General features: G+C 53.7%; 25 protein-coding genes. 15 read left to right on the forward strand and 10 right to left on the reverse strand.

Annotated features, from left to right (window positions below):
- Window positions 1–170: 170 nt before the first annotated feature.
- The 4 genes from mgrA to ACR0KL_RS14285 all read right to left on the reverse strand — a co-directional run bounded on the left by mgrA (window position 171) and on the right by ACR0KL_RS14285 (window position 3,530).
- Entirely contained in the window at window positions 171–1,202 is a 1,032-nt protein-coding gene (mgrA, locus tag ACR0KL_RS14270) for an L-glyceraldehyde 3-phosphate reductase (RefSeq protein WP_480555025.1), read from the reverse strand.
- A gap of 440 nt (window positions 1,203–1,642) precedes the next feature.
- The gene (locus ACR0KL_RS14275) at window positions 1,643–2,704 is read right to left on the reverse strand and encodes a YeeE/YedE family protein (protein ID WP_480724796.1); all 1,062 of its coding nucleotides are present in this window, start codon (window positions 2,702–2,704) and stop codon (window positions 1,643–1,645) included.
- Window positions 2,705–2,746: 42 nt separating this feature from the next.
- Complete coding sequence (locus tag ACR0KL_RS14280) at window positions 2,747–3,055, reverse strand: ArsR/SmtB family transcription factor (RefSeq protein ID WP_170380040.1); 309 nt, start codon at window positions 3,053–3,055, stop codon at window positions 2,747–2,749.
- Between the two features lie 100 nt (window positions 3,056–3,155).
- A complete protein-coding gene (locus ACR0KL_RS14285) occupies window positions 3,156–3,530 on the reverse strand; it encodes a hypothetical protein (RefSeq protein WP_480777178.1) in 375 nt (124 codons plus the stop codon).
- A gap of 80 nt (window positions 3,531–3,610) precedes the next feature.
- On the opposite strand from ACR0KL_RS14285, the gene ACR0KL_RS14290 reads away from it, so the two are divergent.
- The 14 genes from ACR0KL_RS14290 to ACR0KL_RS14355 all read left to right on the forward strand — a co-directional run bounded on the left by ACR0KL_RS14290 (window position 3,611) and on the right by ACR0KL_RS14355 (window position 16,533).
- Entirely contained in the window at window positions 3,611–4,351 is a 741-nt protein-coding gene (locus tag ACR0KL_RS14290) for a cytochrome c biogenesis CcdA family protein (protein ID WP_480777179.1), read from the forward strand.
- A 14-nt stretch (window positions 4,352–4,365) separates the two neighbouring features.
- Window positions 4,366–4,944 carry a SoxW family protein gene (locus ACR0KL_RS14295; RefSeq protein WP_170679146.1) on the forward strand — a complete coding sequence of 193 codons (579 nt, stop codon included), beginning with the start codon at window positions 4,366–4,368 and terminating at the stop codon, window positions 4,942–4,944.
- 131 nt (window positions 4,945–5,075) lie between these two features.
- Window positions 5,076–5,552 (forward strand): sulfur oxidation c-type cytochrome SoxX, encoded by a 477-nt coding sequence (soxX, locus tag ACR0KL_RS14300; protein WP_170641608.1) that lies wholly within the window; start codon window positions 5,076–5,078, stop codon window positions 5,550–5,552.
- A gap of 46 nt (window positions 5,553–5,598) precedes the next feature.
- The gene (gene soxY, locus ACR0KL_RS14305) at window positions 5,599–6,015 is read left to right on the forward strand and encodes a thiosulfate oxidation carrier protein SoxY (protein ID WP_170679144.1); all 417 of its coding nucleotides are present in this window, start codon (window positions 5,599–5,601) and stop codon (window positions 6,013–6,015) included.
- A 34-nt stretch (window positions 6,016–6,049) separates the two neighbouring features.
- Window positions 6,050–6,379 (forward strand): thiosulfate oxidation carrier complex protein SoxZ, encoded by a 330-nt coding sequence (gene soxZ / locus ACR0KL_RS14310; RefSeq protein WP_170679142.1) that lies wholly within the window; start codon window positions 6,050–6,052, stop codon window positions 6,377–6,379.
- Between the two features lie 70 nt (window positions 6,380–6,449).
- Complete coding sequence (gene soxA / locus ACR0KL_RS14315) at window positions 6,450–7,295, forward strand: sulfur oxidation c-type cytochrome SoxA (protein ID WP_170679140.1); 846 nt, start codon at window positions 6,450–6,452, stop codon at window positions 7,293–7,295.
- A gap of 87 nt (window positions 7,296–7,382) precedes the next feature.
- Window positions 7,383–9,080, forward strand: a complete 1,698-nt coding sequence (gene soxB, locus ACR0KL_RS14320; protein WP_170679138.1) for a thiosulfohydrolase SoxB — start codon at window positions 7,383–7,385, stop codon at window positions 9,078–9,080.
- Between the two features lie 24 nt (window positions 9,081–9,104).
- On the forward strand, window positions 9,105–10,367 hold the full coding sequence (soxC, locus tag ACR0KL_RS14325; RefSeq protein WP_170679136.1) for a sulfite dehydrogenase: 1,263 nt from the start codon (window positions 9,105–9,107) through the stop codon (window positions 10,365–10,367).
- Entirely contained in the window at window positions 10,351–11,676 is a 1,326-nt protein-coding gene (locus tag ACR0KL_RS14330) for a c-type cytochrome (RefSeq protein WP_170679134.1), read from the forward strand. The genes soxC and ACR0KL_RS14330 overlap by 17 nt, the downstream gene beginning before the upstream one ends.
- A 2-nt stretch (window positions 11,677–11,678) precedes the next feature.
- Window positions 11,679–12,389, forward strand: a complete 711-nt coding sequence (locus ACR0KL_RS14335) for a c-type cytochrome (protein ID WP_170679132.1) — start codon at window positions 11,679–11,681, stop codon at window positions 12,387–12,389.
- A 24-nt stretch (window positions 12,390–12,413) separates the two neighbouring features.
- On the forward strand, window positions 12,414–13,676 hold the full coding sequence (locus ACR0KL_RS14340; protein WP_170679130.1) for an NAD(P)/FAD-dependent oxidoreductase: 1,263 nt from the start codon (window positions 12,414–12,416) through the stop codon (window positions 13,674–13,676).
- 80 nt (window positions 13,677–13,756) lie between these two features.
- Window positions 13,757–14,191, forward strand: coding sequence for a DUF302 domain-containing protein (locus ACR0KL_RS14345; RefSeq protein ID WP_480777199.1), 435 nt, complete (start codon window positions 13,757–13,759; stop codon window positions 14,189–14,191).
- 1 nt (window position 14,192) lies between these two features.
- Complete coding sequence (hemA, locus tag ACR0KL_RS14350; protein ID WP_170679128.1) at window positions 14,193–15,416, forward strand: 5-aminolevulinate synthase; 1,224 nt, start codon at window positions 14,193–14,195, stop codon at window positions 15,414–15,416.
- A gap of 58 nt (window positions 15,417–15,474) precedes the next feature.
- The gene (locus ACR0KL_RS14355; protein ID WP_480777180.1) at window positions 15,475–16,533 is read left to right on the forward strand and encodes a YeeE/YedE family protein; all 1,059 of its coding nucleotides are present in this window, start codon (window positions 15,475–15,477) and stop codon (window positions 16,531–16,533) included.
- 1 nt (window position 16,534) lies between these two features.
- Here the strand turns inward: ACR0KL_RS14355 and ACR0KL_RS14360 are convergent, their stop codons facing one another.
- The gene (locus ACR0KL_RS14360; protein ID WP_480777200.1) at window positions 16,535–17,476 is read right to left on the reverse strand and encodes an MBL fold metallo-hydrolase; all 942 of its coding nucleotides are present in this window, start codon (window positions 17,474–17,476) and stop codon (window positions 16,535–16,537) included.
- A 2-nt stretch (window positions 17,477–17,478) separates the two neighbouring features.
- Window positions 17,479–18,276, reverse strand: coding sequence for an MBL fold metallo-hydrolase (locus tag ACR0KL_RS14365; protein WP_480777181.1), 798 nt, complete (start codon window positions 18,274–18,276; stop codon window positions 17,479–17,481).
- Window positions 18,277–19,334: 1,058 nt separating this feature from the next.
- On the opposite strand from ACR0KL_RS14365, the gene ACR0KL_RS14370 reads away from it, so the two are divergent.
- On the forward strand, window positions 19,335–20,228 hold the full coding sequence (locus ACR0KL_RS14370; protein WP_170679122.1) for a YegS/Rv2252/BmrU family lipid kinase: 894 nt from the start codon (window positions 19,335–19,337) through the stop codon (window positions 20,226–20,228).
- Between the two features lie 122 nt (window positions 20,229–20,350).
- Here ACR0KL_RS14370 and ACR0KL_RS14375 read toward each other — a convergent pair whose 3' ends face one another.
- From ACR0KL_RS14375 to ACR0KL_RS14390, 4 genes are all read right to left on the reverse strand, one after another.
- Window positions 20,351–21,445, reverse strand: a complete 1,095-nt coding sequence (locus ACR0KL_RS14375; RefSeq protein ID WP_170679120.1) for an AI-2E family transporter — start codon at window positions 21,443–21,445, stop codon at window positions 20,351–20,353.
- Window positions 21,446–22,301: 856 nt separating this feature from the next.
- Window positions 22,302–22,880, reverse strand: coding sequence for a TetR family transcriptional regulator (locus ACR0KL_RS14380; RefSeq protein WP_170679118.1), 579 nt, complete (start codon window positions 22,878–22,880; stop codon window positions 22,302–22,304).
- Window positions 22,877–23,416, reverse strand: a complete 540-nt coding sequence (locus ACR0KL_RS14385) for a dihydrofolate reductase family protein (protein ID WP_480777182.1) — start codon at window positions 23,414–23,416, stop codon at window positions 22,877–22,879. The genes ACR0KL_RS14380 and ACR0KL_RS14385 overlap by 4 nt, the downstream gene beginning before the upstream one ends.
- A 348-nt stretch (window positions 23,417–23,764) precedes the next feature.
- Window positions 23,765–24,475 carry a M48 family metalloprotease gene (locus ACR0KL_RS14390; RefSeq protein WP_480777183.1) on the reverse strand — a complete coding sequence of 237 codons (711 nt, stop codon included), beginning with the start codon at window positions 24,473–24,475 and terminating at the stop codon, window positions 23,765–23,767.
- Window positions 24,476–24,642 lie beyond the last annotated feature (167 nt).

The raw sequence follows: 24,642 nt of genomic DNA on the forward strand, positions 1-24,642 counted from the left end.
TGCAGCGAATGGTAGTTTGGGAGGGCCACATTGCTGAAGAGCGGTTCATTGGCCAATGAGCATATTTGGCCGATGGCTCATGTTGGCAGGTAGGCCGAACTAAAAACGTTCAATCCGCCAAAGATCGCAAGCGTCAAAGGACGAGGGTTTTGCGTACGTTCTAAGGATGGTCACTCTGTTTCTGACGAGCGCGCCCACAAATTGATATCTTCTTCTGAACTTATTTGATCGATCTTTCTCAGTTCGTCAGCACTGAAGTCGAGATTATCAACGACGCCTGCGCAATCTACGATCTGTTCCGGCCGGGACGCACCAATCAGAGCGGTCGTCACCCGTCCACCTCTGAGTACCCAGGCCAGCGCCATTTGCGCCAGAGTCTGCCCGCGTGCCTCGGCCATGTCGTTCAGAGCATGGACACTTGCCAGAGACCGCTCGTTGATCATGCCATCAAGCAATGACTTCCCTTGCGTGGCACGGCTGCCACTCGGAATATCGGTCAGATATTTGGAAGTCAGAATGCCTTGTGCCAGCGGCGTGAACGCAATCGACCCAACCCCAAGATCATCCAGAGTATCGAGCAAACCGTCCCGCTCCACCCACCGATTGAGCAAATTGTAAGAAGGCTGGTGAATCAGACAAGGTGTCCCAAGGTCGTTGAGAATTTTCACCGCCTCGCGCGTGCGTTGGGAGTTGTAGCTCGAGATACCTGCGTAGAGTGCGCGGCCCGATCGTACGATATAATCCAACGCGCCCATTGTTTCTTCGAGCGGGGTATCGGGGTCAAAGCGGTGGGAATAAAAGATGTCGACATAATCAAGCCCCATGCGCGCGAGTGATTGGTCACAAGACGCGATCATGTACTTGCGCGACCCCCATTCACCGTAAGGTCCCGGCCACATGTCGTAGCCTGCTTTGGAGGAAATGATCAGCTCATCCCTGTAACCCGCGAAATCCGTTTTGAGGATCTCGCCAAATGCCTCTTCGGCCGATCCGGGTGGTGGACCGTAGTTATTCGCCAGATCAAAGTGAGTGATCCCATGGTCGAACGCAGCCCGACACATTGCTCGCTTGTTTTCGTGCGTCGAGTCCGCTCCAAAATTGTGCCACAGCCCTAGGCTGACAACAGGAAGCTTCACTCCGGATCGCCCACATCGACGATACACCATCCGCTCATAGCGGTCCGGCTCCGGGGTGTAAGGAATTGGTTTTGGCTTTGGCGGTCTTTGAGCTTTGGTCATGCGCACATAATCAATGGATTGTTGGGCCTGTCAAACGGATCACCTTTAGCAAGATCGACGCGAGCTCATATTCGTTCTCGTGGTTAGCCTTGCTCCACGTGTGAAAGATTTCACTATCCGATCATTCGGATTCAATGCCAACTCTCAAAGGCAGCGGATGTCTCCTATGGTGAACCACACCGCAGCGATGGGCAAAACAAACGGGAAGGTTTTGAGGCGTAAACCGGAAGTTGCGGGTCTGTCGTTTAGACACCGGCGGCTTGCACCGCGATGGTCATCTGACTTTTCAAACTGCTAACGGGCATGGTTTGCGGACTATTTGCCTTCAAAAGCGATCGGTTTCTCAACAAGAGCGAACTACTGAAACCGTCCTCCATACGTGAATTCTAGTTTGAACTGTGACGTCAACGCTCAGCTATGAAGGACAGCCCAGACACGAGTTGTTTCAACCCAATCGCTGCACCGGCGAATATGGCAGCGAATGTTACAGGCGCGCTGTAGGCCAAAAGTGAGAAGGCAGATATACCTTGTCCGACGCTGCAACCGACCGCGATGATCGCGCCTGGCCCCATGATCGCCGCGCCGAGCATCTGACGCTTGAGTTCACGTGGATCCTCGCATGCTTCCCATCTGAAATGACCCTTGGACCAGGACCCCAAGAATGCGCCAATGAGAACGCCGGAGACTGATCCGACCGCAAAGGACAAAGTGTTTCCGGAGGCTGTCATTAGGTAGAATATTGTGTCGCCAAGGGGTGCAGCGAAGGTATGGGTTTGAACCGGTTCACCATCAAAACCGTGCGTCGCCACCCAATTCGTGCCGAGCCACCCTGATACGATCGCCAGCCCAACTACAGATCCCCAGAACACCTGTGCGGGAGTTCGGCGGAAACGCTGGTTTGCCAAGGCGAAAATCACCAATGCAACGCCAATAACGGAGCCAATGAGCCAAGCTGGGATAGAGGTAAATTGTTCGGCAAGGAAGCTGATGCTTTGGGGGCCACTAAGACCCATCTCCTCGGGGAAGACCCAAACGCGCAAATAGGCCAGGGGCCCGGACATGACAACGTAAGCAGATAAACCCATGATCAATACTATGACGAATGATCGAAGGTCGCCGCCCCCAAGCCTTGCCAGCGCGCCATAGCCGCAATTCCCGCTGATGGCCATTCCGTAACCGAACATGAGGCCACCTACGATCGACCCGAGTGGGTTCCAAGTCTGCGCAAGATACCTTGTTCCAACAGGGTCCAGCCACCCGAAAGCCATAGCCAAGTGGCTGCCGACAATTGCTACGCCGATCGCAATTGCCCACATGCGCAGCCGCCGGTCATCATCTGCGTAAAGGTAGTCTTCAATTGCACCCAGCGTGCAAAAACGGCCAATGCGTGCGGCCAAGCCCAACACAATGCCACCGATCAAACCGATCAGGGCGACGGTGTTGGCGTCTCCCAATGTTTCAAACATTGCCAGTCTCCTCCCAAAGCTGGCGGGTATTTTTGGCGGCTTCTACTTTTCCCTGCAGAATAGATCGTAAACGACTTCCAGAATCTGTGTCGATCGATCATCCGCCAATCTGTAGTAGATCGTTTTCCCCTCGCGTCGCGTTTTGACCAAGCCCTCGAAGCGTAGGCGAGATAGTTGCTGAGACACGGCGGCTTGGCGCGCCGAGAGCATTTCTTCCATCTGCGTGACAGATTTTTCACCCGACGACAGATAGCACAAGATCATCAGGCGCCCTTCATGGCTAATTGCCTTGAGGAAATTTGACGCCGTCTGAGCATTTTCCATCATTCTGTCCAGGTCTTCGGCGCACATGTCCTTGGAGAACACAGGCAGTTTCGAAGATTTGTCCAACAAGATCGCCTCGCTTTCATAGCTTCACGCATTCGAAACAGTTTATTTTATTGGCCACGTTTTATCCAGAGGTCTCAATCGGCACCCCAGCGTCACGCAGCAAAACGCCCAGCAACCCCCAGAAAAAATCTTCGCCGGGATAGCCTTCGATCCGGCCAACCTCTTGGCCATTGTCCAGCAGAACAAAGGTTGGCGTGTAATATAGAGGCCGCTCCAATGCGATGCCTTCAGGCATAGCTGCGTGAATATCGACGCGCTGAAGTGGCGCGGCATGTCCTTCGGGCGTCTTGGGATAGATCTCCGAGATTTCAGTGTCCCAACGTGCACACCACATACATCCATCTTCTTCGGCCATCAGGAGCGTCATTTCTGCCCGTGAAATCACCGGAGAAACAAGCAACGTGATTGCAAGTGAAAGCAGAATTAGTTGGCGCATCTTAAGCTCCGATTGACCGCAGCGACATATCTTTATTATTTTGAATATGTGAATGATAGCGTGCCAGAACAGGTTTGACCATGCTCGACATTACATTTGCAGGAGCTTTGGTCGCAGGACTGTTGTCTTTCCTGTCGCCCTGCATCCTACCTATCGTGCCGTTTTATCTTAGCTATCTGGCAGGCGTTGGGATTGATCAGATATCTGCGGGGTCAACACTTTCCGCCGGCGTTCGTCGCAGGGCAACGCTTTCTGCGATAGCATTTGCAGCTGGGATCATAACGATCTTCATGGCGCTGGGGGCGACAGCTTCGATATTCGGGCAGCTGGTGCGAGAGTATTTCGACATCTTGCGCTGGATTGCAGCGGCCATCATCATCGCGATGGGGCTGCATTTCCTGGGGTTCATTCGCATCGGGTTCCTGTATCGCCAATTTCGTGCGGACGTCGGTGAGACATCTAACTTAAGCCTTGTTGGGGCATATGTTCTTGGATTGGCATTTGCTTTTGGCTGGACACCCTGTGTTGGGCCTGTGCTCGCTGCGATCCTGTTTACAGCGGCCGGAACCGAGACGGCTTGGCGTGGAGCGGCGCTTCTATTCGTCTACGGGGTTGGAATGACCGCACCGTTTGTTCTGGCGGCCTTTCTGGTCCGCCCCTTCATGCAATGGATGGCGCAGTTCAGAAAACACTTGCCCCTCATCGAAAAGGCCATGGGTGGCTTTCTGGTGCTCTTCGGCATCCTCATCGCAACCAATTCCATCAACTACATCGCACAATGGATGCTCGACCATATGCCTTGGCTCGCAGCCATTGGATAATCCGGGAGGAGGACATGAAACGAGTTTTGTCAGTATTGATCGCGTTTCTGATTGGCGGGACAGTTTCCGCCGCTGAGCTGGGCGACGACGGTTTGCATAAAACACCGTGGATGCGCGACACGTTCAAAGACCTCCGCGAGGATCTCGAAGAGGCCTCAAGCGAAGACAAACGGCTTGTTTTGTTTATTGAACAGCAGGGCTGCATCTACTGCAAAAAGATGCATGAAGAGGTGTTCCCCCAGCCTGACCTTGCAGCGTTCATCGAAGAGAATTTCTTTGTCGTCCAACTGGATTTGCATGGCAGCACCACCGCTACCGACTTTGACGGGGAAGAAAATGAGCAAAGAGCGCTGATGCGAAAATGGGGGATTCTGTTCACCCCGACGCTTGTTTTTCTTCCTGAAGAGGTGCCAGAGGACGCGACAGCTATCGATGCCGCGGTGGCTGTTATGCCCGGAGCGTTCTCAAAAGGAACAACCTTGGACCTTTTCACCTGGGTCGATGAAAAACGATATGAGCTTGATAATGGTGAAGATTTCCAACGTTATCATGCGCAGCGCATTCAAGAGCGAAACAATGTTTCTCAGGATTGATCGCTGCCGTTATAAATAAAAAAATTCATTATTATGAATTTAATGTTGCGACAAGCGGTACTCGTCGACTACGGTACACAAAGGCTTTGGGTCGCAAGGCGCCGTCGGCGCGTTAGCAAATGGGAGGGATCATGAAGCTGAGACTCTTAACATTGGTCTGCGCAATGACGGGCTTTGCTGCATATGCGGCAGATACAGACCCGCAGGACGTAACCTATGACGACTACGGTGCCATTGAGGCTTCGTTGACCGGCGCTGCTGGCGACGCGGCCAATGGCGCGCTCATCGTTGGCGACAAGTCAAAAGGCAACTGCGTTGCCTGCCACGCGGTCACGGTTTTGGCGGACATCCCGTTCCACGGTGAAGTCGGCCCGATGCTGGATGGTGCCGGTGATCGTTGGACCGAAGCAGAGCTTCGCGGGTTGGTCGCAAACGCAAAGATGACATTCGAAGGCACGGTGATGCCAGCTTTCTACAAGGATGACGGCTATATCCGCCCGGGCGACGCCTATACCGGAAAAGCGCCAACCGCGCCTTTGACGTCGATCCTGACAGCGCAGGAAATCGAGGACGTGGTCGCGTTTCTTGCGACCCTGAAAGAGGAATAGTCGCGCTTTTAGGCGTGTATTCACGAAGTTTCAAAGGAGATTGAAAATGGAACTCTCTCGCCGCGAGACACTGGCCCTAGGGCTGGGCGCCGCGTTCCTGACAATTATGCCGCTTCGGGCAAATGCAGCTGCTGAAGATGCCATCGCGGCATTTACAGGCGGTGCAGATGTGGCTGACGGCGGTGTTACATTGACCGCACCGGAAATCGCAGAAAACGGCAATACCGTACCAATCGAAGTCAGTGCTCCGGGCGCAACTGCAATTCTTATCGTGGCTGCAGGTAACCCCGAACCGGGCGTTGCAACTTTCAATTTCGGTCCGTTGGCTGCTGAACAAGCCGCATCAACCCGTATTCGTCTTGCCGGAACGCAGGATGTCATTGCCGTGGCGAAGATGGCAAATGGCAGCTTTGCCAAAGCGTCCGCGACCGTAAAAGTGACAATCGGCGGCTGCGGCGGCTGATCGCCACGCGCCCTGAAGAACAGGAGACTAACCAATGGCATCCGGTGTTAAACCCCGCGTCAAGGTTCCAAAGACAGCCGCTGCTGGAGAAACCGTTACGATCAAGACATTGATCAGCCACAAGATGGAAAGCGGCCAGCGCAAGGACAAAGAAGGCAACGTCATCCCGCGTTCGATCATCAACCGTTTCACCTGCGAGTTTAACGGAGAAATGGTGGTTGATGTGACGATGGAGCCGGCGATTTCGACCAACCCGTACTTCCAGTTCGAAGCGACTGTGCCCGATTCCGGTGAGTTTGTCTTCACCTGGTACGATGATGACGGCTCTGTCTACGATGAGAAGAAAACGATCGAGATCGCCTGACGGCTCGACGACTAAGGCAGATCAGCGCGGGTCCGAGGAATTGGCGCTGATCCACCAAGGGAGGAACGCAATGAATACCAAGGCAATTAGGGCGATCGCGGCGATTCTGATTTTCCCGGCTGCAGCGATGGCTGGACCGGACGAAGACAATCTCATGATCAATGATGAGCTGGACATGACCTCGGTCACTGATGCTCCGGCACATCTGGAAAATTTGGACACGATCTATTCGGGTTGGCATTTCCGCACGGATGAAACGCAAGCGCTTCAAATTGATGACTTCGACAATCCTGCAATGATCTTCGTCGATCAAGCCGCCGATCTCTTCGAGACCGTTGATGGCGCCGCTGGCGAGAGCTGTGCCTCATGCCACGATGGGGTGGAAAGCTTCAAGGGATTGCAGGCGTCCATGCCGAAGGTGGATGCCGAAACCGGCAAGCTGGTCGTCATGGAAGATCTGATCAACAAGTGTCGTACGGACCGCATGGAAGCGGATGCCTGGAAATGGTCCGGGGGCGACATGCAGGGCATGGTCGCTTTGATCGGCCTGCAATCACGTGGGTTGCCTATGAACGTCGCGATTGATGGCGATGCCGCCCCATACTGGGAGCAGGGCAAGGAGATGTATTATACCCGCTATGGTCAGCTGGAGTTGAGCTGTGCCAATTGTCATGAAGACAACTGGGGCAACATGATCCGTGCCGACCACCTGAGCCAAGGTATGATTAACGGGTTCCCGACATATCGTCTGAAACAGGCCAAGCTGATCTCGCGTCACAATCGTTTCCGCGGCTGTATTCGCGATACGCGGGCGGAAACTTTTGCCGAAGGATCGGACGAGTTTCGTGCGCTTGAGCTCTATGTGGCCTCGCGTGGCAATGGGCTTTCAGTCGAAACTCCTGCAGTACGCCAATAACGAACGAGCCGCGCGGGCGTTGTCCTGCGCGGGTTTTTCATGCATATAACATTCACACATTTATATGTGTTACAGGAAAGCTGGTAGATGATTTCTCGACGTGACTTCTTGCAGGTTTCAATGGCAGCCTCGGCTCTCTACGGGGCGTCCGGGTTTGGCAAATGGGCCAAGCTTGCTGCGCAGCAAAGCCTAACGCAGGATCAATTGCTGGAGTTCGAGACCTTCGGCAATATCAGCTTGATCCATGTCACCGATATTCACGCGCAACTCAAACCGATCTATTTCCGCGAACCCGAGATAAACCTTGGTATTGGCGATGCGCGAGGGCAGATGCCGCATGTCACAGGGGCGGCGTTCCGCAAGGCCTATGGGATCGAAGATGGGAGCCCGTCGGCCTATGCGTTGACCTACAATGATTTCTCTGCGCTGGCCAAGACCTACGGTCGGGTTGGTGGATTGGACCGCGTCTCAACTGTCATCAAGGCCATTCGTGCTGACCGTCCTGATGCCCTTCTATTGGACGGGGGCGATACTTGGCACGGTTCCTACACCTGCTATCAGACGGCCGGTCAGGACATGGTCAATGTCATGAACGCGCTGAAACCCGACGCCATGACCTTCCATTGGGAGTTCACGCTGGGCAGCGACAGGGTAAACGAAATCGTCGAAGGTTTGCCCTTTGCAGCCTTAGGTCAGAACATCTTTGATGCCGAGTGGGACGAACCTGCAGAATTGTTCCAACCCTATAAGTTCTTTGATCGGGGCGGTGCAAAGGTCGCCGTGATCGGGCAAGCGTTTCCTTACATGCCAATCGCGAACCCAGGTTGGATGTTCCCCGAGTACTCATTCGGTATCCGGGATGAAAACATGCAGGCCATGGTCGACGAGGTTCGCGATGCCGGTGCCGATGTCGTAGTTGTCCTTAGCCACAACGGCTTTGACGTGGACAAGAAGATGGCGGGCCGCGTGCAAGGGATCGACGTGATCCTCAGCGGTCACACCCATGACGCACTTCCCGAGCCGGTTCTGGTCGGTAAAACGCATATCATCGCATCTGGCTCGAACGGAAAATTCGTCAGCCGCGTCGATCTCGACGTGAGAGATGGACAGATGATGGGGCTGAAGCACAAGCTGATCCCGATCTTCTCTGACGTCATTGCTCCTGATCCTGCGATCACCGCTCTGATAAATGATCAGCGCGCGCCGTACGAGGCTGCGCTGAGCGAGGTGATTGGCAAAACGGATTCGTTGCTCTACCGCCGCGGCAACTTTAACGGCACCTGGGATGACCTGATTTGCGATGCCCTGATCAATGAGCGTGAGGCAGACATCGCGATGTCGCCTGGCGTCCGTTGGGGGCCGTCAATCCTGCCGGGACAAGATATCACGCGCGAGGACATCTGGAACGTCACATCGATGTCGTATCCCAATGCCTATCGCACAGAAATGACAGGCGAATTCATCCATGTGATCCTTGAGGATGTCGGTGACAACCTGTTCAATCCCGACCCTTACTACCAGCAGGGCGGCGATATGGTCCGCGTAGGCGGGCTTGGCTACCGCATCGATGTGACCAAACCACAAGGGCAGCGGATCAGCGAAATGACCCTGCTCAAAACGGGTGAAGCGATTGATCCATCGAAGACCTACGTCGTGGCTGGTTGGGCCAGTGTCAACGAAGGCACCGAGGGCCCGCCGATCTGGGATGTCGTCGAAAACCACATTCGCAACCTTGGCACCGTCACGGTCCAAGAGAACACCAGTGTCGATGTTGTCGGCGCTTAAGAAACAGATGGAGACCTAAGAGATATGGATGACGCGTTCAAACCGTCCCGCCGGGCCTTCCTGAAAGGCAGCGCCGCGGTCGCCGCAGGGTCCGTTGCAGGGGCAGCAGCGGCAGACACGCCCGATCCACTGATAACAGAGCTTCAGGATTGGGCGTCTTATACGGGTGCCGGTGTCGATGAGTCACCTTATGGCCTGCCGATCAGTTTCGAATCTCATGTCGTTCGGCGCAACGTGGAATGGCTGACCGCCTCTCCGATCTCGTCGATCAACTTCACACCGATCCACGCGCTTGATGGTACGATCACTCCGCAAGGATGCGCTTTTGAGCGTCACCATTCCGGCGCGATAGAGCTGCGCAAAGAGGATTATCGCCTGATGATCAACGGGTTGGTCGATCGCCCGCTTGTATTTACTTACGACGACATTGAGCGGTTCCCGCGCGAAAACCATGTGTATTTCTGCGAATGTGCGGCAAATACCGGTATGGAGTGGGCGGGTGCGCAACTCAACGGCGTCCAATTTACGCACGGCATGATTCACAACATGGAATACACCGGTGTTCCGCTGCGTACGCTGTTGCAGGAAGCAGGCGTCGATATCTCACCCGACAAATGGGTCTATGTTGAGGGCGCAGATGCGTCATCCAATGGCCGCTCTATCCCGATGGAAAAAGCACTGGATGACGTGTTGGTGGCTTTCAAGGCAAATGGTGAAGCACTGCGCATGGAACACGGTTACCCCGTGCGGCTAGTTGTTCCTGGCTGGGAAGGCAACATGTGGGTCAAGTGGCTGCGCCGCATCGAAGTTGTCGATATGGCGGTCGAAAGCCGTGAAGAAACATCAAAATACACTGATGTCTACGCCGATGGCACAGCCCAGAAATGGACGTGGGTGATGGATGCAAAATCCGTCATCACTTCACCCAGCCCGCAAATGCCGATCAAACACGGACCGGGACCCTTGGTCATTTCCGGGCTTGCCTGGTCAGGCCACGGACAAATTACGCGGGTCGATGTGTCCAAGGACGGTGGGATCACCTGGGAGACGGCGCGCCTTGGCAAGCAGGGCGACAGCAAGGCTTTGACGCGCTTCTATCTCGATACGAACTGGGACGGAGCACCAATGCTTTTGCAGGCCCGGGCGATAGATGAGACCGGCTATGTGCAGCCGACAAAAGACCAACTGCGCGAAAAGCGCGGAGAAAACTCTGTCTACCACAACAATTGTATCCAGACTTGGTACGTGAGCGCAGAAGGGATCGCCGAGAATGTCGAAGTCTCTTAGTCATGTTTTCCTGCCTGTATTCGGCGGCACGGCGTTGGTGCTTGCGGCGGCAGTGGCTATTGCGAACCGGAACTACGGCCAATCGCAGATAGAAACCTTGGAAACCCGGATCAGTCAGGTTGAGGCGCATGCAGCTACAGCCCAGGAAAACGCGCAAGCAGAGGCCGACCGGGCAGCCGAACTGGCGGCCAAGGTCGATGAAATCCAGACTGCAGCGGTCGAGCGGGTCGCGAACGGGATGAACCTGACCGCGCCTGCGCCCAACAACGAGGGCACGTACGGGCTTGGGCGCCCCGCGCTGGAGCAAGAGATTGCGGCCTGGGACGTCGATGTCTTGCCCGACGGGCGCGGTTTGCCGGTTGGATCAGGCGATGTCTGGACCGGAGAAGAAGTGTTTGTCGATCGTTGTGCGTCCTGTCACGGAGAGTTTGCCGAAGGCGCCGACAATTGGCCTGTTCTGGCCGGCGGTTTCGACACACTTGCCGACGAAGATCCGGTGAAAACTGTTGGGTCTTATTGGCCGCATTTGTCGACCGCCTGGGACTACATTTCCCGCTCAATGCCATTTGGTGAAGCAGGCACACTTACGGCGGATGAGACCTACGCAATTGTCGCATATATCCTTTATTCCAACGATCTGGTGGATGACGATTTCGTTCTCAGCAAGGAAAACTTCGCCGATTTCGAGATGTACAATATGGACGGTTTTGTCGTCGATGTGCGACCCGAGACGGAATACGCGGAATGGCGAGAAGAGCCTTGCATGGAGAACTGCAAGACAGAGGCAGCGGTTACTATGCGTTCTGTCTTTTTGGTTGAGACACCACCAGAAGGCGGTTCGAATTCGGTCATGAATGAAGCCAGCGCGGACGGGTTACCGACGTTCACGGCGGAAGGGCCCTCGTTCATTCCAGCCGCAGCGCCAAAGCCTGAGGAAGAAGCCACCGCAACACCGGATGTTCAGGAAATCGACGAGGCTGACCAAACTACGGAACTGTTCGCAGCTGGTGAGAAGGTCTTCAAGAAGTGTAAGTCCTGCCATCAGGTTGGTGACGGTGCAAAGGACAGTACGGGTCCGGCGCTGAACGGGGTTATCGGAGCCAACGCAGGGTCGGTTGAAGGGTTCAAATACTCCAAAGCTATGAAAACAGCTGCCGAGGCTGGTCTTGTTTGGACCGAAGAAGAAATGGCGGCCTTCCTGGCAAAACCCAAGGACTACATGAAGGGCACACGCATGTCTTTTGCTGGGCTTAGGAAACCAGACGATATTGAAGCCGTGATCGTTTACCTCAAGTCGTTCGGAAGCTGATCATGCGGTGGTTGAACATTTTTTTGAGCTGCGCGGCGGTTATGGTTGCTGTTGCCCCATCGACCCACGCCACCGAAGGCCTCGGCGACGCCGAAGCCGGAAAAGAAGTGTTCGCCAAATGCAAAGGCTGTCATCAGGTTGGAGATGGAGCCAAAAACAAAATCGGGCCGCATTTGAATGGTGTCTTTGGGCGCAAGGCTGCTGGTCTGGTTGGGTTCAATTACTCAAGGAGCCTAGAGCGTGCGGGTAACTCGGGTCTGGAATGGCACGCTGATACTCTGTCCGCCTACATTGAAAACCCACGTGCATTTGCGTCGGGCACGAGGATGAGTTTTCCCGGTTTGAAAGACCCGGAAGACCGCGCCAACGTGATCGCCTATTTGCGGGCGTTCTCTGACAATCCTCAGGACATCCCGGAAGCGGACCCAACGGCGAAAGGCACGGATCATTCGATCGATCCCGCGATCCTGGCGATACAGGGAGATCCTGAGTACGGCGCATATCTCAGCAGCGAATGCACAACGTGTCACCAGATCGAAGGTGGCGATGAGGGCATTCCTTCGATTGTGTATTGGCCTGACGAAGACTTCGTGGTCGCCATGCACGCTTACAAAGACAAACAGCGGCCACATCCGGTCATGCAAATGATTGCCGGACGGCTGAGCAATGACGAGATCGCAGCATTGGCCGCCTACTTCAATAATCCAGAATGAAAGTGCCTAAGGGGAGGAAACGCGATGACACTCAATAGACGAGTATTTCTTGGAGCCGCCGGGGTAGTGGCCGCCGGACTATCTGCTCCGATGGTGCTGGCTCAAGGCAAGCCCCGCGTGGTGGTTGTTGGCGGTGGTGCGGGCGGTGCGACCGCCGCGCGTTACATCGCAAAGGACAGCAAAGGTGAGATTGACGTGACGCTGATAGAGCCGTCTCGGACCTACTACACCTGTTTCTTCTCTAACCTCTATCTGGGAGGTTTTCAGGAGCTATCGGACATCGCCCACAGCTACGGCACGCTTGCCGCGAACTACGGTATCAACGTCGTGCATGATTGGGCGACTGGGGTCGACCGCGACGCAAAGACGGTGTCCTTGGCAGGTGGTGGGTCAGTTCCTTATGACAAACTGATCCTCAGCCCGGGTATCGACTTTGTTGATGGCGCGGTCAAGGGCTGGGACCTATCGGCCCAAAACAAGATGCCACATGCGTACAAGGCTGGTTCTCAGACTGAGCTTTTGAAAGCGCAGATCATGGCGATGCCCGAAGGAGGTACCTTCGCGATGGTCGCTCCTCCTAACCCGTACCGTTGCCCGCCCGGGCCGTATGAAAGGGTTTCGATGGTGGCGCACGTGCTGAAGGCAAACAACCCAACAGCAAAGATCATTGTAGCTGATCCGAAGCCGAAATTCTCGAAAATGGCTTTGTTCCAAGAAGGCTGGGGAAACAACTATGAAGGAATGGTCGACTGGATCGGCGAAGATTTCGGCGGCGGCAATGTATCCGTGAATCCGGATGCAATGACGGTGACCATCGACGGCGAAGAGACAAAGGTCGACGTCTGCAATGTAATCCCTGCGATGAAAGCCGGCCGCATTGCGGAAATGGCGGGAGTGACCGATGGCAACTGGGTACCAGTAAACGCTGCGGACATGTCCTCCAAAGCCGATCCGGATATCTACGTTCTTGGTGATGCCAGCCAACAGGGTGACATGCCGAAATCCGGTTTTTCAGCAAACAGCCAGGCGAAGGTATGTGCGAACGCAGTAAGAGGTGCGTTGACCGGGTCAAAAGTATTCCCGGCCAAGTTCTCGAACACATGCTGGTCGCTCATCGACACGGATGATGGCGTGAAGGTGGGCGCGACTTATGAGGCGACACCTGAAAAGATCGCGAAAGTCGATGGCTTTATCAGCCAGACCGGTGAAGATGCCGACCTGAGGAAAGCAACCTACGAAGAGTCTCTTGGTTGGTACGCCGGTATCACGTCGGACATGTTTGGTTGAGGCAATTGGGGGCTTTGACCGGTGTCAAAGACTCCGATGATCAATCTGAGAAAATGCGGTTCAGGAGGAGGACTAAAACCATGAAACACTTTATCGCCGCAGCCGCGTTTTCCACTGTTCTGGCGAGCCAAGGGCTTACAGAAGAGATCATCACTATCACCTTCGACGGAAGTTTTGATGATGCAACGTTCGCCGTGGAGTCCGCGATTGTGGGACAGGGGCTGGTCATCGACTATGTGAGCCATGTTGGGGAAATGCTGAATCGAACAGGCGCAGATGTTGGCAGCGACAAGCAGATATTTTCGGCCGCAGACATTTTCATTTTCTGCTCGGCAAAAATTTCGCGTGAGGTCATGGAAGCCGACCCAATGAATATTGGCTTTTGCCCTTACGGAATATTTGTGACCGAAGACGACGATGGCGTGATGGTTGGATACCGAAGCTATCCTGATGGACCAATGCAAAAGGTCCAGACTCTGTTGTCAGGCATCGTCGAAGAAGCCGTTGGGAACTGAAATGGACTATCAGCAGTTTTTTCGAAATCAACTCGGCCAGCTTCAGGAGGAAGGGAACTACCGGGTCTTTGCGGATCTCGAAAGGCAGCGTGGCGCGTTCCCGACAGCTCGTAGCTACGCGGAAAATGGACCCGAGAAAGTCACTGTGTGGTGCTCAAATGACTATCTCGGCATGGGTCAGCACCCCAGTGTTATTGCAGCAATGCACAAGGTAATCGATGAGGTTGGTGCCGGGGCGGGAGGAACGCGGAATATCTCTGGAACCACCCACCAGCATGTTTTGCTGGAGCAAGAGCTTGCTGACTTGCACGGCAAGGACGCTGCGCTCCTGTTTACCTCTGGGTACGTCTCGAACTGGGCTGCCTTGGGAACCTTGGCGTCTCGCATACCTGGCATCACAGTCTTGTCTGATGAGTTGAACCATGCCTCGATGATCGAGGGCATTCGCCACAGTCGGTGTCAGAAGCGTATCTGGAAACACAACGACGTGGCGGACCTTGAAAGGCACCTTGCTGAACTGCCTGCCAACGCACCGAAGCTCATTGCATTCGAGAGCGTCTATTCCATGGATGGCGACATTGCACCAATTGCCGAGATCTGTGATCTGGCCGATCGCTACGGCGCGATGACCTATTTGGATGAGGTTCACGCCGTAGGGCTTTATGGACCGCGCGGAGGCGGCATAGCTGAGCGCGAAGGCCTGATGGAAAGGCTAACCGTCATCGAGGGGACATTGGGCAAAGCGTTCGGCGTAGTCGGTGGATACATCGCGGCGTCGAAACAGCTAGTCGATTTTGTTCGGTCGTTTGCCAGTGGGTTTATCTTCACCACTGCATTGCCTCCCGCCGTGGCCGCAGGAGCTGCCGCTTCGGTTCGGCACCTGAAGCAAAGCAATTCGGAACGACATTTGCACCAGCAGCGCGTGCGCGAGGTACGAGACAGGCTGGACGATCTGGGCATTCCGCATACGCCGAACCCAAGTCACATCATTCCTGTGATGGTCGGCGATCCGGTCAAGTGTCGCTTCATCTCTGACGTACTAATGCGTGACTATGGAATTTACATCCAGCCGATCAACTATCCAACCGTCCCCAAGGGAACGGAACGTCTACGGATTACACCTTCGCCAGTGCATTCCACGGAAGACGTGGATCGACTGGTATCTGCCTTGGGTGAGTTGTGGACTCAATGCCAATTGGCGCGCAGGCCAATGGCTGCGCAGTGACAATGACAACTTGACCGAGGACATGGACGCGCAAGCAACGAAGTGAGAGTTTCTTTTGATGGAAAGGCTCATCGATTTGTTGGGAGACCCTGGCGCTTTGGCATTTGCCGGTGCGATTGTCGGTATCTTGTTCGGCGTGACAGCTCAGAAGTCTCACTTTTGTTTGCGAGCGTCGACCATCGAAGTCGCCGAAGGCGAGCTTGGTCCCCGCCTGGCGGTTTGGCTGATCGCCTTCACCGCTGCGCTCACCTTAGTACAGGCGTTTGTCGCGTTTGAGTGGTTAAACCTTTCTGAGACACGCGCGATCGCGTCGACGGGCAGCCTTAGCGGCGCAATAATTGGCGGGGCGATGTTCGGCGTTGGCATGGTTCTTGCGCGTGGGTGTGCATCTCGCCTATTGGTATTGGCCTCCTGCGGTAATCTGCGCGCCCTGATTACAGGATTGGTTTTAACCCTAGTGGCTCAGGCGGCCTACACGGGCGTTCTTAGTCCCGCCCGCGAATTGCTTTCCGGGATCTGGACTGTCTCAGGAGGCGCCTCGAGAGATATTTCGGAAATACTTGGATTTTCGACAGTGGCTTATACAGCCGTTGCAGCGTTGGGATTGGTGTCGGCAATTGCATTCGCATTCCACCGGAGAGTCGCGCTTATCAGGGTCGTTACAGCCGCAGGCGTTGGCGTGGCTGTGGCGCTTGGCTGGATGATGACCTTTGCGATCGCGCAAGCATCTTTTGACGTCATGCCCGTGTCGTCAATCACGTTTACCGGACCGGCCACTGATACACTAATGGCGTTGGTTGCAGAGCGTAACGTCGTGTTGTCCTTTGGTATCGGCCTCGTTCCAGGCGTAGCAATTGGTGCCGCAGGCGCGGCCTTAACTGCAGGGGAGTGGAAGATCGAACGTTTTGGCCCGGATACTCCGATGGAGCGCTACCTTGCTGGAGCTGTCCTCATGGGGTTTGGAGCGATGCTGGCCGGAGGTTGCGCCGTGGGAGCAGGGCTTTCGGGAGGGTCCGCCCTGTCATTGACGGCGTGGCTTGCCGTTTTCTTCATGTGGGTTGGAGCGATCAGCACGCATAGGGTATTGCGCCGAATTCCTGTCCCTCAAACGTCCTGAGTTATTCGAATTCCATCTGCTCAAAAACGCGCCCGGCATTTTTTGTCGCCAGTTCCTCAAACGTGTCCAAATGGGCATACGGTGACTGATCGACATAGTAAGCCTCAGCCAGATCGCCGCCAGCATCCATATGCTCTTGGATCTTGCCGCGCAGATAGATCAGGTAGTCGCGTGTATAGCGGCGCACCTGATCCATGTTTGTCGGATGACCGTGGCCAGGGATGACATATGTGGCTCCCAAAGCTTCGAACTCGTTGTCCCAAGTCTCAAGCCAATCCGCTGTATAGGTCTCTTGAAAGATCGGCAGCATTCGCTCGTGAAACGCCATGTCACCCGCGATGACTAGGCTTTGGTTCGGCAGCCAAATCGAGATATCGCCGGGACTATGGGCCGGTCCGAGATATTTTGCCTCAATCCGGAAATCACCCATTTCAACTACGTATTCATCCTCGAATGTCTCGGTTGGGCCAGCCAGAAACGTTCTTTCCGCCTTGTCCTGATTGTACCGTTGCATTCCTTCAAGGATCTGAGGGCCGTATTCCTCGAATTCAGCCGCAGCATCCGAATGGGCGATAATTGGAACACTGAGCTCTGACCAGTAGGCGTTGCCAAGCATCGCGTGCCCCTGGCCATTCTCGTTGAAGACAAGCTTAACCGCCTGATCCGTGATCGACTGAATTTCCTGGTGAAGCGCTTCAGCAAGCACATAGGCCGCGCCGCCGTTTATGACGATCACGCCCTCCCCGGTTACGATAAAACTGAGATTGTTGTTATGACCAGAGTTCTCGTAGGTCGGCGGGGCGGTTGCGCCAATGGCAGAGTAGACGCCGGGGATGTATTCGACCGGTTTGGAATACAGCACACTTTGCGGGTATTGGTCTGCAATATCCTCACTTGCCCAAGCTGGTGTGGCCAGGGTCAAGACAATCGCCAGCGATCGCATCATTATGGTTCTCCAATGAACTTATAGGCAGAGCCAGTCTTCTCGACCCGGCCGATCCCACCATTTGGCAAGTGGAAACCAATTATTCTCATTTGCTCGTGGGAAATCTGATCCAGCAGTGAGTTCCGAGCTGCTGCGGCCGCCTGTGGATCCTGATCCGTGCCGCTGTGCCAGTCGGGGCGTTCAAAAGCTACGTGTGGATTTCCCAACGCGTCGCCGACAACCATCACGGATTCACCACCGCTGCGAATTTCAAACGCCATGTGGCCGGGCGTGTGTCCAAAGGTTGCGCGTGCTGCAACACCGGGAAGAATCTCTTGTCCGTCGTCAAAAAACGCGACCTGATCCTCAATTGCCGCCATACGCCGCTTCGCGCCTACAGCGAACGCAGCGCGATCTTCTCCAATGGTATCCACCGTTGAGGGGTTCCACCAATAATCCCACTCATTGCGGCCAAAGTGATGCGTGGCGTTGGGGAAAAGAAGGTCATCGAAATCATCCAAAACGCCCCAGATGTGATCTGGGTGCGCATGGGTTAAGATCACGTGCGAGATGTCTTCGGGCGACAGGTTGATAGTTTCAAGAGATTCCAGAAGCTTGCCAGATGTTGGCATGAAATCGGGTCCAGCTCCCACATCAAACAGCACCGTGTTTTGACCATCTCGATAAAGTGCCACATTGCACTCTGGCTCGTACTTGGTCGTGTCTACCTTGTAGCTGTCCAGAAGCTGCCTGAGTTCTTCCTTCGGCATGGCGCCGAAGACCATTTCCGGAGGCAATGACAGGTACCCGTCTGACATAGTTGCAATCCGAGCCGAAGAGCCCAGTTGTAGCTCTGCCCAAGCGATTTTGGACTGAACACCAAGTGCCGCGATACACGCGGCGTTGTGTAAGAAAGTACGTCGAGAAAATGAATTTTTACCCATACACAATCAATAAAATGAATGTTTTAATTTGTAAATGACGAAAGATGGAGAAGGATGGAGTTTCGCCAAGCGATCTGCAGGCTGGGCGCTATGTAGAAGAGCTTTTGGTTTCAACCCAAATATGCCGAGTCACGGTTCCCGATCCCGGGCGTTTCCCGCATCAGTTAATCCATACTACTCTGTTGCCGAGACAGCTGATGAGATGATGAAAGAATTCTTTGAGGAAAAGCCGGGACTCGAACTGAGGTTTCGTCGTCGGCTGCTCTGGTGGTACCCTCTTTTCAAGCTTCAGATGCGCCTCGAGCGCTTCTTCCAGTAGTTCTCTCAAACATATCCATTCTTCCTTGCCTCGCTTGAAACGCGGGTTCCTTCTAAGCAGGGCATTGTTTGATGTTACATGTTCGCACGAAAACTGAGGAACGTAGCTTTTGGACTCGAGAGTTTGGACGCTCAAGATGACGGTACTGTATAGGCGTTAGGGATCCCCGCAGCCTCAAGAAAATGCGCAATATCATCTTTCTATGTTCAGGCTGTTCGGATTGAAAACTAGGGAAATGGGTTCGTTTGTGAATCTCGCAAAATGACTTTTTTTCTCCCTTGGGAGTTCACGAGCGAGATTGAATCGCGAATTGTTTCGGGCAATCGGCGCGAATTTCTTTGGGTTGCTACACGCAAAATTTCTCAATGATTTTGAGAGGCGACGTGAACGCGTTCGCGGCATGCTTGTAGTATCAGGGAAGATCTTCGGATAGCTACTTACAGCCCGAAGAGGACCTTCACTACTAAGCTTTGTATACTCCGAGATGCGGAGAAAGCTGACTATCGTCATTTGGGGTTGGCTAGCACAAATAAGGTTTCAATTGCTTGAGCGCCTCTGCCATTAGAAATTTTAAAGCAGTTGCTCCAACGTGCGAGAGCTTTATGCTGGAACCATGGCCAAACGTACCCTGCTGATTGTCAATAGGAAGTCCGCAGCAAGACCCGATCTGCGTTCTGCTGTCCGCCCATTGGAAAAAGAGCTTGGCATTAGGGTGTGTATTCCTTGGTCAGGAAAAGACTTGAGGAAGACCCTTCGAGAAGCCGTAGGCGATGGGGTAACCAGGGTGATCGCGGGCGGTGGTGACGGCACTTTGAACTCGGTCGCGAGTGCTGTTTTGAAGTTGAAGACAAAGTCGCCTGTCTCGCTAGGTCTTGTTCCCTTGGGGACAGCAAATGATTTCGCCCGGTCGTATGGTGATAAGGGTTTGGACTTGGCAACATCTGTTCGAGTTGCTGCATCGGAAGACGCGCGACCAATTGATGTCGGATACATAAACGGCAGTCCGTTTGTGAATGTTGCAAGCGGCGGTTTTGGAGCGATGATCACCGCAACAACTCCCAAGGAAATGAAGAAAAGACTGGGGGGCCTCGCGTACACGCTGTTTGGGCTTGCTCGATTATCTGATGCAAAATCTGTTCCCGCAAAAATCTCAATTGATGATGAAGACCCGTATGACGTTTCCATTTCCGCAATCGCGATTGCGAACAGCCGCTATGCAGGTGGCGGTTTTGACGTGGCGCCTGAAGCGGACGTGTCCGATGGGTTGCTCGATTTAAGCGTGCTTTCTGCAGAGCGTTTAATGCCAGAAAATCTGCCCTTTGGCAGACTGCCGGATATCTCGGACCCCAAAGATGGTGTTGTACAGCGCTCTCGTCTGAGATCTATGGTTTTGGAAACCTCCCAACCGTTTCATATGAATTTGGACGGAGAGCCGATGATCGATCAACGCTTTGAGGTTTCAATTAAACCAAATGCGCTGAATTTCGTTTTCCCAAGCGGTAAGTAGCTCGGGTTTCTCTTTAAACTCAAACGTCACACGGTGTTTCGAACTATGTGCGGGGCTGACACATACACTCGACGATATAGTCAGGTAAAAAGCTGCCATCCAGTTTGGCAAACGTCTCTCGCTTAGCTGTTCACGGCGTCAGTGTTGTTTATCTTCCCATCACCGGACATCAGTATCGCGATTGGCTGGGTAGATGGTATGTTCGAAAGCACAATCATGATGCAAACGGTGATCGGGACGCTCATCAACGCTCCGGCAATGCCCCAGATCGCAGTCCAAAACGTGAGCGCCAAAATGACCATGAATGGCGACAAATTCAGTCTTTTCCCAAGTAGCATTGGCTCCAGGATATTGCCGACAGAGAATTGAACAGCGCCACAACCAATCAGAACAACAAGAAAGGGCACGACTTCTTCAAACTGTACCAGTGCGACAATTGAAGGAAGCGCAACGCCGACGATAGAGCCGACTGTCGGGATAAAATTCAACAAAAAGGCAAGAACGGCCCAGGTTTCAGAGAAGTCCAGGCCGACGGATGCCATCACGGCATAACTGCCTAAGCCAGTTAGTGCACTCACCAACGTTTTGATGCCAACATATCTTTGAATGCTGTCCGACGTGCTCTCAAGAACGTGACGAACTTTTTCAGCGGCTTCCCTGTCTTTGATTGCGAGTTTGATTTTGGCGCGCATTGGAACACGTTCGACCAACATGAATGGCACATAGAGTAGCACCAGGAAAAAAGCGCTTAGGAATGCCCCAGCAGAGCCGATCACTCCTGTCGCGAGCCCAGCTAGGTTGATCTGCTCCAAAGCTTTGATCGCGGCTGCATAATTGTCTTGCCCAACCAGTGATACCAGCTTTGCGACTATGCTGGAAAACCGTTCCTCATAGCGCGGAAACGCTTCCGAAACCGCGCCGGCTTGACTGGATAGTATCGACAACACAAGCGAGAGGCCGATCAACACAATTGAAATTGCGGCCAAATGCGCAAGCCACTTCGGGACGGTGCCGCCAAATATCTTGAATCTGCCAATGCGATCCGCAGTCGCGGTGAGAAGAACGAACAGGAGAGCGGCAAAAGACAGGGGAACCAGCACAGAGGAGGCGAGGACTAGCGACGCTATGGTCAAGAACACAAGGACGACCAACTGATACCAGAACGTGAGTCCCAAGAAACCTGATGAAGGATCTTGATGATGCATACCCTTTTTCATTGTAGGCTCCCTACAGGACTGAGCGTTGTCCAGCCGCTTTCTGAAATGATAGTTTATTTGCTCGCCTTGGTCGTGACTTGGCAAGTGGCTCTGGTACTTCTCTCTAGCGCGAATAGCTGAGATTTTTAGATGATGGCCCTCATTTCGTTGCCTTGAACTGGCCGTTGATCAGAAACCTTAGGCTGCAAGATTATCAGAAATAGTCTTGTCTCAGCCTCCTTTTGAGATCGGATGTCGGATGGGTCGCTTTTGGCTCGGTTCTGTCATCTGAGCACCTTTGTCGGGTGCCCGCAAAGCGACTGAAACTGGGCTCTCAAAACCGGTCAGCACCTCGGCAGCGTCTGTATAGACGTCCCGCTGACCGCTTGTGCAGGAACCCGTCTGACAGCCACGAACTCGCGCGGCAGCTTTCCGCCGTCGACATCGCCCGCCGGTTCTACAACGACGCCGGCATTCTCGCGGTTTCACCTAAGATGGTGCAGCGTGGCTTCGACTTTACGACCGTCGCTAACGCGTGCACAGCCTTGTCGAAAAAGACGGCTTCCATTTTTCCGTTTTCTAAGCGCTTGGAGTGGATGGACCCGACAAGGGCGAATTCGGGCAAAATACGTTGCTCGTGCATTGAGACATTCATTGGGAGGTCTCGATTGTACGAAAGCAAAACAGAAAGGGCACTCAGCATCACGCGTGAGTGTGCCCGTTAATGTTGGTGTTCCTGAATTTGGATCGCCAGGAACAGGCGTTAGACCCGGGTCTCTTTCATAAAATCTCCTTTGTGCGAGGCGCTCTGCCTCAAACGTTTGGCGAACGTAGGCGTTCAACCGAGAACGGTCAAATTCTCAAAGATTTCAATGCCTCATTTTGAACGGTCGTGCGCACCGCCGATCGCACGCGCCAGTACCCAATCAATACCTCGTAAAAAGTCATCGATTGTTAACGGGTTGTTTTTCCCGCTTGACGCGGAGAGGATAAAGCCATGCGTATAGTCGATGAGAAGATGCAAAAGCACATCGTTTTCGTCACCATCGTCAATTTCCCGCGTGCATGCCCGCAGCTTATCTGTGACGTCCAAGAGATCTTTGCTGATGAGTGTGACGTCTTCCAGAACTGCGCGCAGTAGGTTGGCATTCGGCAAGGCCCGAAGATAGTAGGCACTTAGTATGCTACGCGCTTTTGCGCTGGCTCTTTTTTCAAAGGTGGCCTGAAGCGTATTCGCAAAGGCCAGTTCAACCAGGTCAGCCAGTAGCTTTCGCTTGCTGCCAGAATGGTAAGTAACCGCCATCGGCGTGACCTTTAGCTTATCCGCCAGTAACCGAAACGAAAGCGCATCAGCTCCCTGCTTTTGAACAATTGGCAGGGCTGTTTGCAGGATAAGCTGTTTCGATAGACGTTCCTTGGACTTTTTTGGTCGCCCGACAGTTGGTGCTTTGGTCATATACTTTTCACTTCGTAAACCAGATCGACCATACCCGATGGAAAAGGTGTGGCAGAGATCAGTTCAAGATCAATATCGCCATCCGTTTCACCGAAAATGCGAATGCCATCACCTAGTAGAATAGGAACCAACGTAATCTTCATGTCTTGTACAAATCCGGCCTGAAGGAACGACCGAATGATCGCGCCGCCATCGACATATACGCGGTTGTAACCGCGCTCGCGAAAGATTCCCCATAACTCTTCGGGGCTGGCAGTGGAGAACTCAATTTTGTCGTGTAGATTTTCAGGTAGGTCCTGTTTCGTCATGGAGCGGCTGAGTACCACAACGGGTTTCGCATATGGCCATTGACCAAATCCAAGGACTGTTCGCAGTGATCCGGTCCCCATAACAAGAGTATCTACGCTGTTCATAAACTCGATGAACCCGTGGTCTTCGTTTTCAGCGGGCTGTTTATTCAGCCAATCGAGCGAATGGTCTTTTCTTGCAACGAAACCGTCGAGGCTCATGGCCATCATGATGTGTCCGCTTGGCATTGTGTCCTCATTTCCTCTGAATTATACAGCGTATAAATATTTAAACAAATACCTGCAACTTGATCAGTCAAGATGCGACGCTCTAACGAAGAAAGGGGACATTTGCCTATTAAGTAACCCAAGTGAATTGGGTTCGGCGGGGAAATCCCGACTTTCCAAGAGTGACCGTTTTGCGCATAAAGGCGCTCTCATGCACGATTACTTATTGCTGGCGCAGCATTTGTGCGCGAGTGCATCAAGGCGAGTGTCAGCGGGGCGACCCAGAGAACGTCGCATTTACCCGGGTTCGAAGCTCTCTTTAGCCGCGATCAGGCTTTGCGACCCCGTGAAGACCGGAACTCAAAATGTTTAGCGACTGATCTGAGCCATTGTATCCTGCACCGCATAGTATCTTTGTGCGTTGGGAGGATGCGTCCCTAGAAAACGATCACCGGGATCAGGAACGCGCGCAAAGTAAAGCGCACCATTGAGTGGATCATAGCCAGCTTTGTAGGCTATCACCGTGCCTAGTCGATCAGCTTCCAATTCAAAGTTTTTTGAATAGCTGCGACTGCCCACAAAGGCTCCGAGATCTTGTGCTGCGGCAATGTCATTCGGCCCAGTCCCCGCAATTGTTGCCAGACCTGCCAAAAGTACCGCACCAGCCGCTGCATTTTGGGCCTGTTGGGTCAAATGCCCTTCAATGTGGTGAGCGGCTTCATGCGCCATAACAAATGCAAGCTCATCGGCATTGTTCACATCTCGTGTCAGTGCTTGGGTCATTGTTATGACAGGGCGCCCTGACTTGCTTAAACTCTGATACGCGTTTGAGGGCGCATTTTTGTTTGGATCGATGCGGATCAAAAAATCGCAATTCACTTCCCGAGTTTGGCGGCGACATTCTTGCTCAGCAACGGGTTCAATTCGAGAGGCAACCTGCCGAAATCTAGCTTGTGCCTGTTGTGAATTGACCTGGGCACTCGTGCGACCAGGATTTGGGATGGGTGCCGATGGCGGAGGCGCGGTTGAAACGCATCCCGCCAGCAAAATTGCAGCCAATACCGAGGCAACCCGCTTCATACCTAAGCCTTCCTACCTTTTTGGAGATCCTTAATAGAGCCCTCAGGCGTCGATAACCAACGCCGATACCCGAATCTTAAGGCCTGCAAAAATTGATATTCAATAACAGAGGAGGTTTGCTGTAGCCGCACCCGATTTCGACGCGACCAAAATGGTATGCAACGCAA

The organism is Ruegeria sp. C8 (assembly GCF_056537565.1).

What these genes read in the sequence shown, in the direction of transcription:
- ACR0KL_RS14335 (WP_170679132.1), top strand. Translation starts at nt 11,679, where the DNA reads ATGCGGTGGTTGAACATTTTTTTGAGCTGCGCGGCGGTTATGGTTGCT.
- soxB (WP_170679138.1), top strand. Translation starts at nt 7,383, where the DNA reads ATGATTTCTCGACGTGACTTCTTGCAGGTTTCAATGGCAGCCTCGGCT.
- ACR0KL_RS14295 (WP_170679146.1), top strand. Translation starts at nt 4,366, where the DNA reads ATGAAACGAGTTTTGTCAGTATTGATCGCGTTTCTGATTGGCGGGACA.
- hemA (WP_170679128.1), top strand. Translation starts at nt 14,193, where the DNA reads ATGGACTATCAGCAGTTTTTTCGAAATCAACTCGGCCAGCTTCAGGAG.
- soxZ (WP_170679142.1), top strand. Translation starts at nt 6,050, where the DNA reads ATGGCATCCGGTGTTAAACCCCGCGTCAAGGTTCCAAAGACAGCCGCT.
- ACR0KL_RS14330 (WP_170679134.1), top strand. Translation starts at nt 10,351, where the DNA reads ATGTCGAAGTCTCTTAGTCATGTTTTCCTGCCTGTATTCGGCGGCACG.
- soxC (WP_170679136.1), top strand. Translation starts at nt 9,105, where the DNA reads ATGGATGACGCGTTCAAACCGTCCCGCCGGGCCTTCCTGAAAGGCAGC.
- ACR0KL_RS14385 (WP_480777182.1), bottom strand. Translation starts at nt 23,416, where the DNA reads ATGCCAAGCGGACACATCATGATGGCCATGAGCCTCGACGGTTTCGTT.
- ACR0KL_RS14285 (WP_480777178.1), bottom strand. Translation starts at nt 3,530, where the DNA reads ATGCGCCAACTAATTCTGCTTTCACTTGCAATCACGTTGCTTGTTTCT.
- soxX (WP_170641608.1), top strand. Translation starts at nt 5,076, where the DNA reads ATGAAGCTGAGACTCTTAACATTGGTCTGCGCAATGACGGGCTTTGCT.
- ACR0KL_RS14370 (WP_170679122.1), top strand. Translation starts at nt 19,335, where the DNA reads ATGGCCAAACGTACCCTGCTGATTGTCAATAGGAAGTCCGCAGCAAGA.
- ACR0KL_RS14275 (WP_480724796.1), bottom strand. Translation starts at nt 2,704, where the DNA reads ATGTTTGAAACATTGGGAGACGCCAACACCGTCGCCCTGATCGGTTTG.
- ACR0KL_RS14340 (WP_170679130.1), top strand. Translation starts at nt 12,414, where the DNA reads ATGACACTCAATAGACGAGTATTTCTTGGAGCCGCCGGGGTAGTGGCC.
- ACR0KL_RS14345 (WP_480777199.1), top strand. Translation starts at nt 13,757, where the DNA reads ATGAAACACTTTATCGCCGCAGCCGCGTTTTCCACTGTTCTGGCGAGC.
- ACR0KL_RS14390 (WP_480777183.1), bottom strand. Translation starts at nt 24,475, where the DNA reads ATGAAGCGGGTTGCCTCGGTATTGGCTGCAATTTTGCTGGCGGGATGC.
- ACR0KL_RS14290 (WP_480777179.1), top strand. Translation starts at nt 3,611, where the DNA reads ATGCTCGACATTACATTTGCAGGAGCTTTGGTCGCAGGACTGTTGTCT.
- soxY (WP_170679144.1), top strand. Translation starts at nt 5,599, where the DNA reads ATGGAACTCTCTCGCCGCGAGACACTGGCCCTAGGGCTGGGCGCCGCG.
- ACR0KL_RS14355 (WP_480777180.1), top strand. Translation starts at nt 15,475, where the DNA reads ATGGAAAGGCTCATCGATTTGTTGGGAGACCCTGGCGCTTTGGCATTT.
- ACR0KL_RS14280 (WP_170380040.1), bottom strand. Translation starts at nt 3,055, where the DNA reads ATGTGCGCCGAAGACCTGGACAGAATGATGGAAAATGCTCAGACGGCG.
- soxA (WP_170679140.1), top strand. Translation starts at nt 6,450, where the DNA reads ATGAATACCAAGGCAATTAGGGCGATCGCGGCGATTCTGATTTTCCCG.
- ACR0KL_RS14360 (WP_480777200.1), bottom strand. Translation starts at nt 17,476, where the DNA reads ATGCGATCGCTGGCGATTGTCTTGACCCTGGCCACACCAGCTTGGGCA.
- ACR0KL_RS14375 (WP_170679120.1), bottom strand. Translation starts at nt 21,445, where the DNA reads ATGAAAAAGGGTATGCATCATCAAGATCCTTCATCAGGTTTCTTGGGA.
- ACR0KL_RS14365 (WP_480777181.1), bottom strand. Translation starts at nt 18,276, where the DNA reads ATGTCAGACGGGTACCTGTCATTGCCTCCGGAAATGGTCTTCGGCGCC.
- ACR0KL_RS14380 (WP_170679118.1), bottom strand. Translation starts at nt 22,880, where the DNA reads ATGACCAAAGCACCAACTGTCGGGCGACCAAAAAAGTCCAAGGAACGT.